Here is a 14,332-nt window from a genome sequence, read left to right as displayed (position 1 = left end):
GGTGTGCGCACCACCGGAAGGATGCGACATGGAATTGCGCGACGATCATGATGAGTGCCTCGAAGGTCCGGACGGTTGCGGCGGCGACACATTCCCCCGTGCAGCCCTCTCGGGCAGCGGCGAGCGCTACAGCCGGTGCGACGTGCACCACGAGGCATACGTTGAGCGGCTGACGCCGGTGATGGCCGACATCCGTTCCCGTTACCCGGAGATGGCCCCGGCTGACTTTGACCCCATGGCAGCTGGGGAGCGGTGGAATGAGGATGACCCCTGGCCGTAAACACGCCCTGAACCCACGTGCCAAACGGCGGCAAGCGAACTGAACGTGTCGGTGGCCACCGATATACTGAACACAACGCAGGAAACAGTGTCGAGAGACACCAGATACCACCATCCGGCTACGCCCGAGGGCGCGGCCACCTAACCCCAAGGGGGCACCATGACGGTCAACACCAATGCCATCACCGCACAGGCCCGGCTCGTCGGCAGCGCCGTGGGCATGGTGCACGACGGAGAGCACGTCGTCGAATGGCAGGGCGAGGCGAACCTGTACCACCTCGACCCGCCGCTGCGCGGCTTCACCGTCGTCGTGGCATCCACCCTGCCCTCTGCGCCCCGCGTCGCCGCCGCAGGCGGCATCGAGCGTGGAATCGAAACCTTCCTGCTGGGAGTCGCGGGTGAGGACCTACAGCTGGACTCCGACGAGCTGCCCGGCAGTGGCTGGGGAAACACGCTGGCCGACGCCTTCGACGAGGCGGGCTACACACTGGTCTGAACCCGGCACGTCCAACGTGTCGGTGCCCCTCGCTAGAGTGGGCCAGGTACGCCGGATGCACTGTCCGGCACAACGAAACGGCTACCCCCGAGGGGGCGGTCACCCAACCGAAAGGTGCTACCCAATGGCTGACATGAATACCACTGTGACCGCGCTCGACGCCTGCGGCATGGCCAAAGTGCCCGCATTGCTGCTGAGCCGTCCAGGTTCGGGTAAGTCGAGTTTGATTCGGGGACTAGCTGCGGCACAGGCGGTTCCGTGTGAGACAGTTCTGGGCTCGCAGTACGAGCCCGCTGAGATCGGCGGTCTTCCCTACCTGTCGCCCGACGGTGCAGGCGTTCAGCGCGAAGCGCCCGCTTGGGCCAAGCGACTCGTCGCGGCTGGTGCCGGTTTCGTGTTTCTTGACGAGCTGACCACCGTGCCCGATAGCGTCCAAGGGCCGATGCTGACCGTGGTCCTCGACCGTGTCGTCGGCGACCTCCAGTTGCCCGAGGCGGTGCGGATCGTGGCAGGCGCGAACCCACCTGACTCGGCCGCTGGCGGCTACGACCTCACCCCGCCGATGGCGAATCGGTTCTGCCACATCAACTACGAACCCACCGTGGAGGACTGGCTGCACGGAATGGCGACGCGGTGGAAGTCTCTACCCGCCTCGCGAGCGGTGGTGGCCAGCACCGAACGGGCTACCGCAACGGTCGCGGCGGTCACCGGGTTCGTTCATCACCGGCCCGATTTGTGGGACAAGTTTCCCCAGACGCCCGAGGAAAGCGGACGCGCGTACCCCTCGGGGCGCAGCTGGTCGATGCTGGGGCAAGTCCTGGCCTACGTGCGCGCTGACGACGTGGCGGCTATTCAGACACTCGCGGTGGGTCTGGTCGGTGAAGGTGCGGGTATGGAATTCGTGCAGTGGCTCCAGCATGCCGATCTGCCCGACCCCGATGCCGTCACCGCCGACCCGTCCATCGTCGACTGGGCCAATGAGCGGCAGGATCGCGTGTGGGCGGTCCTCAACGGGGTGGTGACACTGGCTGCCGAGCGCGGGACGGTCGAAGCGTTCCGCAAGGCGTGGAAGCCGCTGGGTGCCGCGTCCGACGCGGGCAGGACCGACTTCGCCGCCGCGGCCGCGCGGACACTGGCGACCTCCCGTCCGCCCAACGCGAAGATCCCGGCCGAGATGCGCAAGTTCGCGCCGTTGCTCAAGCGCGCTGGGCTGCTGAGCGAGGACGCCGCATGAGCGCCACGACCACGCAGGGCGGGGTGCGAACGCTCACCGCCGAGGAACTCGAAGCGTTCCGGGTGGTGCGGCTGGTGGCCTTGCAGTTGATGCCTTACTACGCCGCTGGGCTGTTCAGTTTGCGGCCGGTGGCCGCGCCCGGGTTGGGTACGTGGGCTGTGGACCGCTGGTGGCGGATTTATCTTGAGCCCGCGTTGTTGGTCGGTGAGCACGCGTGGTCGGTCCGAGAGGCCGCTGGTGTGCTGTGCCATGAGCTGAACCATCTGCTGCGGGTCCATGCCGACCGGGCAGCCTCTCTGCCGCAACCGTATTCGCACACACGGTGGAATCTGGCTGCTGACGCCGAGATCAACGATGACCTGCTCGATGCGGGTGTGGAGTTGCCCGCGGGCGTGGTGACCCCGCAGGCCATCGGATGCGATGACCACGGCGTAGCGGAGGACTACTACGCCCATCTGGCCGACGACGACCAGGCCGACGATGACACCAGTGGAGGCGACCCGAGCGGGCCGGAGGACGGCGACGACGAGCCGGGCTGTGGGTCGGGAGCGGGCCTGGCCCCGGTTCCCGGGGAACTGGCACCGGCCGAGGCCGTGGACGGGCAGCCCGGCGTCGACGACGCCACCGCCGGAGTAATCCGCCGACAGATCGCCGAAGCAGTCCGTGAGGCAGCCGGGTCCGGTCGGGGCACCGTGCCGGCTGGTCTGCAACGGTGGGCGCAGGGCGTGCTCACCCCGCCCAAGATTCCGTGGAATCGGAAGCTGCGGGCCGTCACCCGGCGCGGTTGCGTCGAGGCCGCTGGTCGTGTCCAGTTCACCTACACCCGCCCGTCTCGGCGGCAGAGTCCCGGACTGATCCTGCCGTCCATGCGCGGCCCCAAGGTGCGGGTGGCGATTGTGTTCGACACGTCGGCGTCGATGACGCAGGGGGATCTGTTGGCCGGGATGTCCGAGATTCGGGGCGTGCTCAAGTCCGCGGGTATCAGTGGCGATCGCCTCACGCTGTTGACCTGTGACGCGGCCACCGGCACCCCGCAACGGATCCGCCGGGTCGAAGACATCGTGCTCACCGGCGGGGGCGGTACCGACATGTGTGTCGGGATCGCGGCCGCGGACGCGCTGCGCCCACCGCCGCACGTGACGATCGTCATTAGCGACGGCGATACGCCGTGGCCCGCCCGTGCGCCACGCGCCAAGCTGGTCTGCGTCATCGTCGGCAACGAGCAGGCAGCTAGCCGCACACCGCAATTCGCGCTGACTGCCACCGTGCCCAGCGGAGCAGGTGCCGAGTAATCGAGCCGATGTTGTCGGTGGGCCGCGCTACAGTTTGTAGGTAGCGCGGCCCCTCGGGCCGCCCCCTAAACGGCCAGGCTCGCGAGCCCGGTCACCGAGCACCGATAGGCGGTACCACTCACCATGGCTGAGAACGTCGACAACACCAGCGCACTGCACACCTACGCCCAACGAGTCTTGGCCGGCACCGGGCTCACCGAGACGGACGCCTACGCCGCGGACGCCAGCCAGGACGAAGGCTCGGCGGTGCACGCACTGCAACACGGCTGGGATCTCGCGCGCCGCGCGGCGAAAGTGGTGCAGCTGTGACCGTCGAGTTCTACGACCTGGCCCAGAGGCTGCACGCCGCCAAGACCGGACGCCCCGTGCTGCGCGTAGCTCAAGCGCTGTTCACGCTGGCACCGAACGCGGTGTTCGTAGAGGCCCATACCGACGCCTCCGGTGCCCCCGCTGTGCGGTTGTCGGCCCTTGGTCATCCGCCGCTGACCGCATCCGGGGCTGCGGTGCTGCGCGCCTTGGCCGCACGCGGAGTGCAGATGGACCTCGCCGGCGAACCCGCGCAACTGGTCATTGCAGACGGCACCGCCCTGGGAGCGCTGGCTTCGGTGGCCCGCGCGCACCACAACGACAACGACCCCGCGGTGCGGTCAGCCTCGGCCACGGTCGGATGGTGGATCGACCGTGCCGGTTACCCGGGCACCAGCGCTGTCATCAACCTGCTCACCCACAGTCGGCAGAGATTCATCACCGGCGCGCCACCGGAAGCCGAGCGGCACGCCGCGCACTGGCAGGCTGCGCTCACCACCGCCACCGGGTCCACGGGTGTGCGTCAGTGGGCCCAGCGGGTCGCGCACGGCGCGTTCCTCGACGCGCTGGCACCAGTGCATGAAGACGACGCCTACAGCTACCAGCAGGCGTGCAAGCGTTTCGACAAGGGCTACAGCTGGACCGCTCCAGAGCCGCCACCGATCGCCGCGATGGGGCTCCGCCTGCGCTGTGACACCGCCGACCTGTGGGAGGCCGCGCTGCTGTCCGATCGGCTGTGGCGACACCGCGCCGTGCACACCGGACACGTCACCGGCGGGGAGGTCGTGGAGACGACCAAGGCCAGCTTCACCGTGCGGTGCCGCCGCCTGGACGCCCGGCTGCGCGGCGGATCAGCGATCCTCGGATGGTCGGGTGGGCTGGACTCCTATGACCAAGTGACCCACTTCCAGGGCGACGTGCTGGAGGCTTCCGCACACCACGGTGCCCTGCTGCTCAAAGTGGTTCGGGTGCCCGCCGAGCACCGCCCGTCCGCCGGCGGGTGGGTGTCGCTGATGCCCGCCCCGCCCAACCCCCGCACGGTCAGCATGGGCCGTCACAAGTACCGCAAGTTGCAGTTCCGAGCCGATTCGTGGATCGCCTCAGGAAAAACCCCCGGTCTACGTCGCCGCGACGTGCCCCTCGACGTGCTGTGCGCCGCAGCAGAAACGGAGTAACAACCATGCGAATCCTCAAACCCCGCAACAGCAATAGCCAGGCTCCTACCCCGAAGGCCGTAGTGCCGACCGCGCCGGAACCCGCCCCCAAGCCCACGGTGAAGAGCTGGCCGGGCATGGAACTGCTCAACGATCCGGTCAGTGCTCAGGTGCTCATGTCCGTGTGGAGTGGAGACCTCGCGGTCCGCGTCCCCTCCCCACCGGGGTCCGGGAAGACGCGCCTGACCGTGCTGCTGGCCAGCGCCCTCTCAGGCCGCGCAGACCTGCGGGTCGGCATCGTCGCGCAAACCCGCGCGCAAGCCGTCGACATCGCAGGGCGGCTCGCCGCGGTGTGCGATCGTCCGAAGATCGGATTGCTTTGGGGAAGAGCCGATGTCAAGCCGGACGCACAGGGCTGCCCGGTCCTGGAATCCGGTGCCAGAATGTGGCCAAACAGCGGCGGGGCAGTCCGCGTCGCCACCAAGGCGCGGTGGTTGTTCTCCGAGCCCTCCAAAACCATGGCCGACGTCTTGATCGTCGACGAGGCCTACCAGTGCACCTACGCAGACCTCGGCGCGCTGGGCTCGATGGCGGCACAAGTGGTGTGCGTCGGTGACCCCGGACAGATTGACCCCGTGGTGACCGGGGACGTGTCGCGGTGGGCGGACTCTCCCACCGGCCCGCACGTGCCCGCCCCGAACGCTCTTGCTGCTGCGCACCCCGATGTGGTCAATACCGTTGCTCTGCCCTACACCTGGCGGCTGGGACCAGCGACAACCGCCGTCGTGCAGTCAGCGTTCTACCCTGACCTACCGTTCACCTCACGGCGTCCCCCCGAACACATCGCCGTCGATGGACATCCCCTGCCGGAACTGACCCACCGCGCCATCACGGTCGCCAACGGAAGCACCGACGCCGCCCTGATCGCGGCCGCGGTCACGCGCGTGCGCGAGCTGCTCGGCCACGCCCAGGTAAGCACGGCGGCCGGCACCCGCCCGATCACCGAGGGCGACATCGCCGTCGTGGTCCCGCACGTGCCTCAGGCAGCGGCGGTGCGAGCGCTCATGGCCGACCACCCCGGACTGCTGTGCGGGACCGCAGACGCCCTCCAGGGGCTCGAACGCCCTGCTGTGGTCGCCGTGCACCCGATGGCCGGCAAGCGCGTGGCTGACGAGTTCTCCCTTGCCACCGGCAGGTTGTGCGTGATGCTCTCGCGCCACCGCAGCCACCTGTCGCTGATCGTCGATGACCAGACTGAGACGGTGCTGCAACAGGCCGACTCCGAAGCCGCGCACGCCGCGCGCATCGTCTTGGACAGGCTGCTCTCGACCGCCCAGTACTAGTCCGCCTGCTTCGGGGTCAACGCCGTCGTTGTGGTGCTGCGACCGTGCGCTGATCCGCTCCGTCGGCGGCGGACGCCACAAGGTCGACGAGCTGCGGGGGAGTCGAACCACCGGGCCATGCAGGTTCGAAGGCCCGCCACAGCTGCGCAGCGGTGATCGACGGGGCGATCGACAGATGCTTGTTGATCTCTTTGCGTAGCTGCTCAAATCGGGTGGCAATCGTTGCCGGGGAAGTGCTTTGGGCAAGCCATGCGAACAGCGACCCCAGAGGATCTCCGATGTGGGTCTCGATGGTTCCGCTGGCGTTGCATTCGTCTGCGAAGGTGCGCCCCTCCGCGCGGATCAGCCCGCCGATCATCTGTGCTCGTAGCTGTGATGGCACGTCGGATCCCACCGACATCAGGACGGCTTCTGGTACGCGGCGAGCCCCCACGTAGACGCGCCGCCCGGGTGTTTGGCGCACATCGCGGATGTGTGCGGCGAGCTGGGCTTTGAAGGCGTTGGTGGGTATGACGTCACCAGGTTCCATCGCACCATCCTAACCCAAGTAGGTCTAGTTATAGGTCTAGCTCTGTTATGGTGGGTGGCACCGAGTCGAATGAATCTGGACGAGAGGATGTCTGGGATGGCCGATGATTCCTTCAAGGACGCCTTTCAGCGGTTCGAAGACGCCGTCGAAGCCACGGTAGGGGCAGTGGAGGCGTGGGCATTAGAGCGCACAGTGTTCAGCGAGGAGATCTCGCGGCAAGAAGCCGACGAGTTCATTGAGCAGCTCCGCGCAGATGAGGAGTGCAGGGCCGCGCTGGACGCGTTCGGGGTTAAGCCGATCGTCAGGGAAGCCATTTTCTACCTGCACCGTGACCGCGACGACGAATGGTGGAGTGACCAGGCCACGATAGCCGTTGCTGCGACGGTGGAGGACGACAGTCTGGCCATGGAGCAGGTCTATGGAGCCCAGTGGCGCGAGATCTCGTCTCTATGTGATGGGGTTGAGGCGGTGAGTGATTCAGCGGCCATTCGCTGGCGTGAACTCGCCCAGGAAACAGTCACCTCCGGTGCGCTCGAATCCATCCGGGAGCGGGTATGGCAGTTCTGGGAACGCACGCCTGAGGATCCCCGCATCGGCCACGTCGAACGGGCGGCCGAGGCATTGACGTGTGCGGCGATGCGGCGTCTCCCGGCAGACGGCGACGTCGCGGACCAGTTGCTCATCGACGTCGCCTACGCCATCTACTTCGACGACATGCTGGCTGCCGAACAGCTCGCGGCCCTGCGAGCGCACTGGGGGCAAGTCGTCATGACGTGAGACCGACCCGCGACAGACGTCAAACGCGCCGCCATCACAGCGAGCGCCGCGGCCAATGTCAGACCCCCGCGATACACTGAACACAGCGACTCGCACGAAGAGCGCACCCAGATCGGCCAGGCCCGCGGGCCCGGTCACCAAGCCCAGAAGGGTGGCACCAATGATGTATTCCGTTGAAGGCGAACACTTCCCCTTGAATTCCTCAACGAGGATGAAGCCAACGACCTGCTGCGCACCCTGCAGGCGCGCGCTGACACCAACCCCACCGAGACGCCAACGCTGACCCAGCAGATCGCCGACGTGACCGACTGGCTGGCCTACCTCGCCGGCGAATCGTCCGAGGCCCGAGCCGATGACGCGGCGGCCGAGCACGCCGCCGGCATCTATGCCGACCACCTTGCTGGGATCGCGTGATGACCACCGCGAAGGCGAGCGACACGGACGCCGACCGTGACAGCGACGACATCTGCTCGGATCCGTTCGAGGAGGGCTGCACCGACTCCCTCGCCGACGGAGAGGGATGGAACGGGGCCTGCGGCAACTGTGCAGATCGGCAGTACGCCGCGGAGCAAGAGGATGAGGACGAGGACGGTGACCAGCCATGAGCGAAAGCCGCGACAACTGGGCACAGGTTCAGAACCTCAATTACCTACTGGTAGACCGTGACCGCGCACCCGAGGAGTTGAACACCGCGCCCCCAGAGGACGACGACCCGTGGGCCAAGAAGGTCACCCAGCCATGGGCGCTGTTCCTCGGCGAGGAAGAGGACGGACTGATCATCGAAGGCGACCTCGACGCCATCGCCGATCGCATCGACGACATTCAGCGCTACGTTCACCACGTACGGGAGCAACGACGATGAGCGCACCCGAGCACGTGCTGCCCGAGACGCTAGCCGCCCGCCCGCACGACCGACGCCGCGGCATCCCCATCCCCTACGTGAATGAGAAGGACGACCACACGGCCGATTTCGCGGCCATTCAATCGGCCAGAGTGCTCACCTGCGCGCGTGAGCGCCTGTGTGGATCCTGCGGGCAACCACTCGGATGGTGGCTGGCGTTCCTGGGCGGACCCCGCACAGCATCCGAGCGCGCCTATCTAGACCCCCCGATGCACCCCGACTGCGCCCTTGCGAGCCTGACCCTGTGCCCGCACATCGCGCGCCGGGAGCATCGCCGCGCACCCGAGCACCGCATCAGCGCCGACACCATCACCCCTGAGCTGATGACCGAAACCAAACCCGACCGCTGGGTGATGGGCATCTGCCGCGACTACGAAGCCAGGATCATCGCGCCCCGGACCCCGCAATCGCACGTGCTGTTCCTTGCCAAGCCGTTCAAACGGATCCGGAGCTGGAGCTACACCCCCGACGGCCGGCTCACCGAAGACCCACCACAACGCCAATGACCAGGCCAGATAGCACGTCCCCCGCATCTGCGGGCACGAAGGGCGGGTGGCCTACACCCCGAGCACACCCCAAGGAGGAACACATGCGCGCAGTCAAGATCGGCGCCGACGGATGGGTCGCAGGCATCGACCTCGATCCGCGCGGCCACCGAGCCAGCCACCCGGCCACCCTGGTCCTCTGGCACAACCTGGACCTCTGGTACAGCGACCAGTCCGCCACCTCTGAGGCCGAACCCAACATGGCCGCAATGGGTCTGGCGCTGGCAGTCTCCGATCACGCCCCGCATGACCTGCCGCTCATCTGCGGGAACGCCATCGTGGTCGCCACCGACCCCGAGACGGCAACACCGGCCAGCATGAGCACACAGCAGTGCCACGCCGTGAGCTACGCCCTGCTGACCTCGCTGGCAGCCTGATCAACACCAGAGCATGGGGCAGTCGAGCGATCGCCACGTGGCGACCAGCGAGTGAGGTGAGAAACCGCAGCTCACCCGGTCGAGGGAAATGCTTGCTCTCACACAACCCGGGGCGATGAACCCGAGGCGCTGACCACCACCGGAGGTGGGCAGCCGACATCCGGCCAGGCCGTGCGGCCCGGTCACCAACCCGACAAAGGAGATGCGGCGTGCCGCTCGATGACCGCTTCTACACCGCCGTTCAAGACCCCCAGGGCGACGACCTCGCCTACGCGACGTCGCTGGCCGATTTCCAGCTGGCCGACCGGGTAGCGCTGCGGCCTGGCACAACCTGGCACAACGCGGGGGAGCGCACCGGCATGGTCGTGGGTGTGCCCGGCGGCTACGTCCGAATCGTCCTCGACGGATCCGGCAAAAAGGTGCGTCTGCGCTGCAACGATCTCGCCGTCACGGCATGCCCGAATCGGTGCCGCGAAGTCACGCAGGCCATCATCTCGTCCAAGGACTTCCAGTGAAGGGCGGCGTTCTGGTCGTCGTCGCCTGCGCCGCGGCCAAGCGCGAGTACCCGGCACCGGCGGCAGAGTTGTACTGCAGCAACCACTTCACGTTCATGCTGACCGCCGCACGCAGCGAAGCGGCTGACACCACCAGAGTGTGCGGTAAGCCTGCCGGCGTCGCTATCGTCTCGGCTCTGCACGGGCTGGTGGACCTCGACACTGTCATCGCACCGTACGACCTGAAGATGGGGCAGCCCGGAGCTTGCGGTCCCGATCTGCTGGCCGCCCAGCTGTGTGTCCGCCGGCCCGACGAGATCATCGCGATGCTCCCGGCGGCCTATCTCAAGGCGCTCTCGGCCGGCGTTCACCTCGTCAACGAGGCAGGCATTGCTGACATTGTCCTGATGGACGCTTTCGAGGCCGCACCTGGCATCGGGTATCAGCGCGGCGTGGCGGCATCGCTGCTCCGCAACGCCGGAAGCATCGGAACGGCTCGGCTGGCCAGCATTGAAGTAGACAGCGCCGATGGCTGAGGAGATGTGGTATGTCGGTGCAGCGCAGTAGAATTAGGCCGTGCCCCAGACGCGGGCGCGCTCACCGGCTCGGCCTGCTGGCCCAGTCACCGCACCCCCGAAGGGATACCATGACCTCACTAGACCCCCAGACCGCGAGTCAGTCAGCGACTATGCAGACGGTGCTCGTCACATGGACCGAAGTGTCCCGACACCAGGCCCGCGTGCAGGTTCCTCTCGGTGCGGACATCGACGAGCTGGACCTGGAGAACCGGCTGGCCGAACTCGACGACGACGGCTTCCAGGGCCTGGAACGCGAGATCAACTCCGTGACTGAGGTCGAACACGACCCGCACGCCGAGATCCTCGTGCCCGCCGACCCCACCACAGAGCGCCGGGTGCGCATCCGTCACTAACCCAGGGGACGTGCCGACATGCCTGCTCAACGCCGCGCTGGGCAGGCACAAGGCCCCCAGCTGTCAGCGGCGCGCCTCGCGGCGTCGGCGCCCGCCAGGGGCGCAATGAAGGCAAACCTACGCGCCGCGGGAGCCGCGATGCCCCGATCCGCGGTGCATACTCAGAGCGAAGAGAAACCATTTGGCCAGGTCACACTGATAGGCGCGGCAGCATGACGGAAATCGGGCAGGACGGCGCAGCACCCGCCACGATCAACATCGCTGACGACTTCACGATGCCCCTGGACAGCCTGACCTCGACTTTTGCCATTCTCGGCAAGAAGGGCCGCGGGAAGACCCACACCGCCTCAGTTCTCGCCGAGGAATTGATGAGCGCCGGCTGCCTGATCTGCGTCATCGATCCCACCGGCGTCTGGCACGGTCTGCGATCGTCGGCCGACGGCCGCGCAGCCGGGTTCCCGGTCATCATCATCGGCGGTGAGCATGCCGACGTCGCGCTACGCGCCGACCAGGGAGCCGCCATCGCCGAACTCATCGTCAAGGAACGCTTCCCTGCGGTCGTGGACCTGTCTCTGCTGCGTAAAGCAGAACGCCGTACCTTCGCCACCGACTTCCTGGAAACCCTCTACTGGCGCAACCGGGAACCACTGCACCTCATCATCGACGAGGCCGACGAGTTCGCCCCGCAGCGTGCCCCCGCCGGCATGGAACGACTCCTAGGGGCCACCGAAGACATCGTGCGCCGCGGTCGAGTCAAGGGGCTCGGGGTCACCCTTTGTAGTCAGCGCGCTGCCGCTCTGCACAAAACCGTTCTCTCACAGCTTGATTCGCTGATCGCCCTAGGTGTCACGGCGCCACAAGACGTCAGCGCGATCAGTGATTGGGTCGCCCAGCACGCCGAGGAAGGGCAAGCCCGCCAAGTGCGTCAATCGCTACCATCACTGCCGATCGGTCAAGCCTGGGTATGGTCCCCCGAATGGCTCGGTGTCACCCAGCTCATCACCGTCAGACGGCGTCACACCTTCGACTCCAGCGCGACACCCAAGGCAGGCGCACGCCGCCACACCGCCAGCACCAGGGCCCCGGTCGACGTCGAACGTTTGCGCCGGCAACTCGACGACACCACCACGACTCCGGTCTCCGGAGACGCAGCGGCGGCACCCAATGCGGATCGCGAGATCCAACGCCTGCGAGGCGAACTGGAAGCCGAACGTGCCCGCGCCCACCAGGTCGTCCACGTTGAAGTCCCGGTGCTGAGCACAGATGACCTCGCTGCCCTCACCCACGCTGTTGAGCAACTACGCGCATTCGGCGAGACAATCAGCCGGGCGGCCGATCAAGTCGAGAACGCGCTCGCTGCCCACCCCGCGGTGTCAGGCCACAAGGTCCGGACCGCAGCCGAGCCCGCGAAAGCCGCTGAACCACACCGGGAGGCGTTGCCGAAGGCGAAGACGACAGGAGCGCCGGCCGGGCGAGACGACGACAAGCTCAAGCTGGCCGAGCGCGAGATCCTCACCGTCCTGGCCCAACACGGCCAGCGGACCTCCAGCCAGGTCGCATTGCTGACCGGCCGCAGCCATAAAGGCGGTGGCTTCCGTAACGCATTGTCCAGCCTTCGCACCAGCGGCCTGATTGAAGGTCGCGGTGACATCGCCATCACCGACGCTGGCCTGGACGCCCTCGGAAGCTGGGAACATCTGCCGCCACCCGGTCCCGAGCTGATCGCTTGGTGGGCAGAACATCTCGACAAAGCACCTCGAATGATCCTTCAGTATCTGGCGCGCCACCCCCACCGCGACATCCCCATCGCCGAGATCGCCGAAGCGACCGAATACAGCGCCGTCGGCGGCGGCTTTCGCAACGCCCTCTCGCGGCTACGGTCCCTCAACCTCGCCAGCGGCCGAGGCGAACTCCACATCAACGCAGACTTGCTGGGCGCGCCGTAGCGGAACTGGAACCACGACGGTTCAGTCCTGGTAATGACCAATTAGTCGGTCCCCGTTCAACTCTGGGATGTCCGCTCCGGGGACCGCATCGATCGGCCACGCATTGAACTGGCGTGAACTGCGCCCCTTTGGGACGCCGGAAATGCGGCGCGAATTGATAGGGTAAGGGCCGTGGTGAACATTCGACCGACGCGTATGAGGTCAGCGACCGATGCCCGCAATGGACTTAACGCTCTCCTCGCGGATGCTCAAGAGGGCCTGAATACGCACGTCATGAAGGGCTCTCAGATAGCCGCGCACATCGTGCCAGCCAACGCGGCCATTCTCGATGATGAGCGGCTGATGGCCGACATGATCGCCGCCCTGGCCGCTGCTGCGGCAGCCGCCGTGACGGCGTCCGGTGACTGGAGAGAGGGGCACTTCGGTCCCGGGGCCGAGAACATGGGCAGGCTGCTCACCTGGACATGGCGCACTGACGCCAAGCTGTTCGAGAAGGCGTTCTCGGACTTCCACGTCGAACTGCAACAGCAGAGCGGGCAGGCGATCGAGTTCAGTGCGGTGTGGGAAGGGTTGCGCCCTGCCTTAACCCTGGGAGTGGAAGGCGGCGAGATCACAGAGATGGGAATCGCTCTCGCCCGCAGCCGCGAGAACCAAGCATGACACCGCCGTCGCCTTCCCTCTCCGCACGAGCAATGCGGCGCTGACCGCCGCACGGATGCATGGCGCGGCCGGGGGACCTGTCATCGCCGCAGGTACGCGCACCATTGACGATCTCCGTGACGGAAAGCGACGCGCGGGCCGGTACTACCCCATTAGAGAGACGAGACGAAGCGCGTATCGCCACACCAGGAGGAATCACCCATGCAGTTCCGCAAAACCAAGACCTTCGGTCCCTTCCGCTTCACGTTGACCCAGCGCGGAATCTCGGTGAGCGCCGGCGCGGGCCCCGTACGTTTGAGCCGCGCCGCCGACGGCACCGTGCGGCGCACCCTGCGGCTGCCCGGAACAGGGCTGTGGGACACCAAAGTTGTTGGCCGCCGGAGGCGATGAGGTCAGCTCTCCTTTTAGTTCGCCGACGTTCGTCGTGCCGGGCGGCAGCCGCCGATGTCCTGGGCGCCGCACGCAAAACCGGGCATGGAGCCGAGCTGGGCACCGCAGCAGTACCCGGCCGGCCTCGACGCCCGCGCCACACAAGGCGGCCGCCGCACCGCCGGCCTACCGGAGGCATGCACCGCAAGCCGGCCCCCGTCGATGAACCGGCGACACACATTACGGAAATCGGCCTATGTCGGGAGCCCGTCAGCGCTGAACTCGCAGCTAACGTGGACTCCACCCCGACGGCCCGACCCGAGCACCCGCCCGGCAGCGACAGGCGAGTCGACCGACCAGACCACGTGAGAGAGGCGCAGATGACCACCACCCTCGGCGATACCCTCACGGCGGCAGCGTCTGGCCCCGACAACACGTCCGACCAGGTCGAACTGGTGCTCGACCTCGAAGTAGGCGACTACCTGCCCCAGTTCGAAGCCGCAGTCAGCCACGTCGACATCCGCACCGAACGACTCGGCGTGCAATGGGTGGACCTCGAGTTGACCAACGGGCAGACCATGACCCTCAACGGCCACGATGACATCGCGATCGGCCCCCGAATCCGGTCCTCCGAAGCCCCGGCACGCCCCGAACGCGACGCCACCGCGTTCGAGGTTTCCTGAACGCAGCGAAGGTAGG

General features: G+C 67.0%; 20 protein-coding genes. 19 read left to right on the top strand and 1 reads right to left on the bottom strand.

Annotation, left to right across the window (positions count from 1 at the left end; translation table 11 throughout):
- The first annotated feature begins 28 nt into the window (after positions 1–28).
- The 7 genes from BVC93_RS30970 to BVC93_RS30940 all read left to right on the top strand — a co-directional run bounded on the left by BVC93_RS30970 (position 29) and on the right by BVC93_RS30940 (position 6,104).
- Entirely contained in the window at positions 29–280 is a 252-nt protein-coding gene (locus BVC93_RS30970; protein ID WP_083741700.1) for a hypothetical protein, read from the top strand.
- A gap of 159 nt (positions 281–439) precedes the next feature.
- Positions 440–775: a hypothetical protein gene (locus tag BVC93_RS30965; protein ID WP_083741547.1), complete on the top strand. Its 336-nt coding sequence runs from the start codon at positions 440–442 to the stop codon at positions 773–775.
- Positions 776–899: 124 nt separating this feature from the next.
- Complete coding sequence (locus BVC93_RS30960) at positions 900–2,009, top strand: AAA family ATPase (protein ID WP_083741546.1); 1,110 nt, start codon at positions 900–902, stop codon at positions 2,007–2,009.
- Complete coding sequence (locus BVC93_RS30955; RefSeq protein WP_083741545.1) at positions 2,006–3,301, top strand: vWA domain-containing protein; 1,296 nt, start codon at positions 2,006–2,008, stop codon at positions 3,299–3,301. Before BVC93_RS30960 ends, BVC93_RS30955 begins: the two co-directional genes overlap by 4 nt.
- Before the next feature lie 123 nt (positions 3,302–3,424).
- The gene (locus BVC93_RS30950; protein ID WP_083741544.1) at positions 3,425–3,610 is read left to right on the top strand and encodes a hypothetical protein; all 186 of its coding nucleotides are present in this window, start codon (positions 3,425–3,427) and stop codon (positions 3,608–3,610) included.
- Entirely contained in the window at positions 3,607–4,782 is a 1,176-nt protein-coding gene (locus tag BVC93_RS30945) for a hypothetical protein (protein WP_083741543.1), read from the top strand. Before BVC93_RS30950 ends, BVC93_RS30945 begins: the two co-directional genes overlap by 4 nt.
- Positions 4,783–4,787: 5 nt before the next feature.
- Positions 4,788–6,104: an AAA family ATPase gene (locus BVC93_RS30940; protein WP_083741542.1), complete on the top strand. Its 1,317-nt coding sequence runs from the start codon at positions 4,788–4,790 to the stop codon at positions 6,102–6,104.
- 16 nt (positions 6,105–6,120) lie between these two features.
- Here the strand turns inward: BVC93_RS30940 and BVC93_RS30935 are convergent, their stop codons facing one another.
- Positions 6,121–6,633: a hypothetical protein gene (locus tag BVC93_RS30935; protein WP_083741541.1), complete on the bottom strand. Its 513-nt coding sequence runs from the start codon at positions 6,631–6,633 to the stop codon at positions 6,121–6,123.
- 69 nt (positions 6,634–6,702) lie between these two features.
- On the opposite strand from BVC93_RS30935, the gene BVC93_RS30930 reads away from it, so the two are divergent.
- The 12 genes from BVC93_RS30930 (at position 6,703) to BVC93_RS30875 (ending at position 14,316) form a co-directional block, all read left to right on the top strand.
- Positions 6,703–7,410, top strand: a complete 708-nt coding sequence (locus BVC93_RS30930; protein ID WP_083741540.1) for a hypothetical protein — start codon at positions 6,703–6,705, stop codon at positions 7,408–7,410.
- 413 nt (positions 7,411–7,823) lie between these two features.
- Positions 7,824–8,015 (top strand): hypothetical protein, encoded by a 192-nt coding sequence (locus tag BVC93_RS30925; protein ID WP_083741539.1) that lies wholly within the window; start codon positions 7,824–7,826, stop codon positions 8,013–8,015.
- The gene (locus BVC93_RS30920; RefSeq protein ID WP_083741538.1) at positions 8,012–8,272 is read left to right on the top strand and encodes a hypothetical protein; all 261 of its coding nucleotides are present in this window, start codon (positions 8,012–8,014) and stop codon (positions 8,270–8,272) included. Before BVC93_RS30925 ends, BVC93_RS30920 begins: the two co-directional genes overlap by 4 nt.
- Positions 8,269–8,817 (top strand): hypothetical protein, encoded by a 549-nt coding sequence (locus tag BVC93_RS30915; protein ID WP_083741537.1) that lies wholly within the window; start codon positions 8,269–8,271, stop codon positions 8,815–8,817. Before BVC93_RS30920 ends, BVC93_RS30915 begins: the two co-directional genes overlap by 4 nt.
- 83 nt (positions 8,818–8,900) lie before the next feature.
- Positions 8,901–9,233: a hypothetical protein gene (locus tag BVC93_RS30910; RefSeq protein ID WP_083741536.1), complete on the top strand. Its 333-nt coding sequence runs from the start codon at positions 8,901–8,903 to the stop codon at positions 9,231–9,233.
- A 209-nt stretch (positions 9,234–9,442) separates the two neighbouring features.
- A complete protein-coding gene (locus BVC93_RS30905) occupies positions 9,443–9,748 on the top strand; it encodes a hypothetical protein (protein ID WP_083741535.1) in 306 nt (101 codons plus the stop codon).
- Positions 9,745–10,263: a DUF6884 domain-containing protein gene (locus BVC93_RS30900; RefSeq protein WP_083741534.1), complete on the top strand. Its 519-nt coding sequence runs from the start codon at positions 9,745–9,747 to the stop codon at positions 10,261–10,263. The genes BVC93_RS30905 and BVC93_RS30900 overlap by 4 nt, the downstream gene beginning before the upstream one ends.
- A gap of 152 nt (positions 10,264–10,415) precedes the next feature.
- On the top strand, positions 10,416–10,658 hold the full coding sequence (locus BVC93_RS30895) for a hypothetical protein (protein WP_083741533.1): 243 nt from the start codon (positions 10,416–10,418) through the stop codon (positions 10,656–10,658).
- A 212-nt stretch (positions 10,659–10,870) separates the two neighbouring features.
- On the top strand, positions 10,871–12,604 hold the full coding sequence (locus BVC93_RS30890; protein WP_083741532.1) for an ATP-binding protein: 1,734 nt from the start codon (positions 10,871–10,873) through the stop codon (positions 12,602–12,604).
- 171 nt (positions 12,605–12,775) lie between these two features.
- On the top strand, positions 12,776–13,264 hold the full coding sequence (locus BVC93_RS30885; RefSeq protein ID WP_157517326.1) for a hypothetical protein: 489 nt from the start codon (positions 12,776–12,778) through the stop codon (positions 13,262–13,264).
- 201 nt (positions 13,265–13,465) lie between these two features.
- Positions 13,466–13,654: a DUF4236 domain-containing protein gene (locus BVC93_RS30880; protein ID WP_083741530.1), complete on the top strand. Its 189-nt coding sequence runs from the start codon at positions 13,466–13,468 to the stop codon at positions 13,652–13,654.
- Between the two features lie 359 nt (positions 13,655–14,013).
- Complete coding sequence (locus BVC93_RS30875) at positions 14,014–14,316, top strand: hypothetical protein (RefSeq protein WP_083741529.1); 303 nt, start codon at positions 14,014–14,016, stop codon at positions 14,314–14,316.
- The last annotated feature ends 16 nt before the right edge of the window (positions 14,317–14,332 follow it).

This window comes from Mycobacterium sp. MS1601 (assembly GCF_001984215.1).
Taxonomy (GTDB): Bacteria; Actinomycetota; Actinomycetes; order Mycobacteriales; family Mycobacteriaceae; genus Mycobacterium.
This window is presented reverse-complemented; position numbering and strand designations above follow the sequence as displayed.

Bases quoted from the DNA above. Each gene is read 5' to 3' on its own strand.
- BVC93_RS30970 (WP_083741700.1), top strand. From the start codon at position 29: ATGGAATTGCGCGACGATCATGATGAGTGCCTCGAAGGTCCGGACGGT.
- BVC93_RS30965 (WP_083741547.1), top strand. From the start codon at position 440: ATGACGGTCAACACCAATGCCATCACCGCACAGGCCCGGCTCGTCGGC.
- BVC93_RS30960 (WP_083741546.1), top strand. From the start codon at position 900: ATGGCTGACATGAATACCACTGTGACCGCGCTCGACGCCTGCGGCATG.
- BVC93_RS30955 (WP_083741545.1), top strand. From the start codon at position 2,006: ATGAGCGCCACGACCACGCAGGGCGGGGTGCGAACGCTCACCGCCGAG.
- BVC93_RS30950 (WP_083741544.1), top strand. From the start codon at position 3,425: ATGGCTGAGAACGTCGACAACACCAGCGCACTGCACACCTACGCCCAA.
- BVC93_RS30940 (WP_083741542.1), top strand. From the start codon at position 4,788: ATGCGAATCCTCAAACCCCGCAACAGCAATAGCCAGGCTCCTACCCCG.
- BVC93_RS30935 (WP_083741541.1), bottom strand. From the start codon at position 6,633: ATGGAACCTGGTGACGTCATACCCACCAACGCCTTCAAAGCCCAGCTC.
- BVC93_RS30930 (WP_083741540.1), top strand. From the start codon at position 6,703: ATGAATCTGGACGAGAGGATGTCTGGGATGGCCGATGATTCCTTCAAG.
- BVC93_RS30925 (WP_083741539.1), top strand. From the start codon at position 7,824: ATGACCACCGCGAAGGCGAGCGACACGGACGCCGACCGTGACAGCGAC.
- BVC93_RS30920 (WP_083741538.1), top strand. From the start codon at position 8,012: ATGAGCGAAAGCCGCGACAACTGGGCACAGGTTCAGAACCTCAATTAC.
- BVC93_RS30915 (WP_083741537.1), top strand. From the start codon at position 8,269: ATGAGCGCACCCGAGCACGTGCTGCCCGAGACGCTAGCCGCCCGCCCG.
- BVC93_RS30910 (WP_083741536.1), top strand. From the start codon at position 8,901: ATGCGCGCAGTCAAGATCGGCGCCGACGGATGGGTCGCAGGCATCGAC.
- BVC93_RS30895 (WP_083741533.1), top strand. From the start codon at position 10,416: ATGCAGACGGTGCTCGTCACATGGACCGAAGTGTCCCGACACCAGGCC.
- BVC93_RS30890 (WP_083741532.1), top strand. From the start codon at position 10,871: ATGACGGAAATCGGGCAGGACGGCGCAGCACCCGCCACGATCAACATC.
- BVC93_RS30880 (WP_083741530.1), top strand. From the start codon at position 13,466: ATGCAGTTCCGCAAAACCAAGACCTTCGGTCCCTTCCGCTTCACGTTG.
- BVC93_RS30875 (WP_083741529.1), top strand. From the start codon at position 14,014: ATGACCACCACCCTCGGCGATACCCTCACGGCGGCAGCGTCTGGCCCC.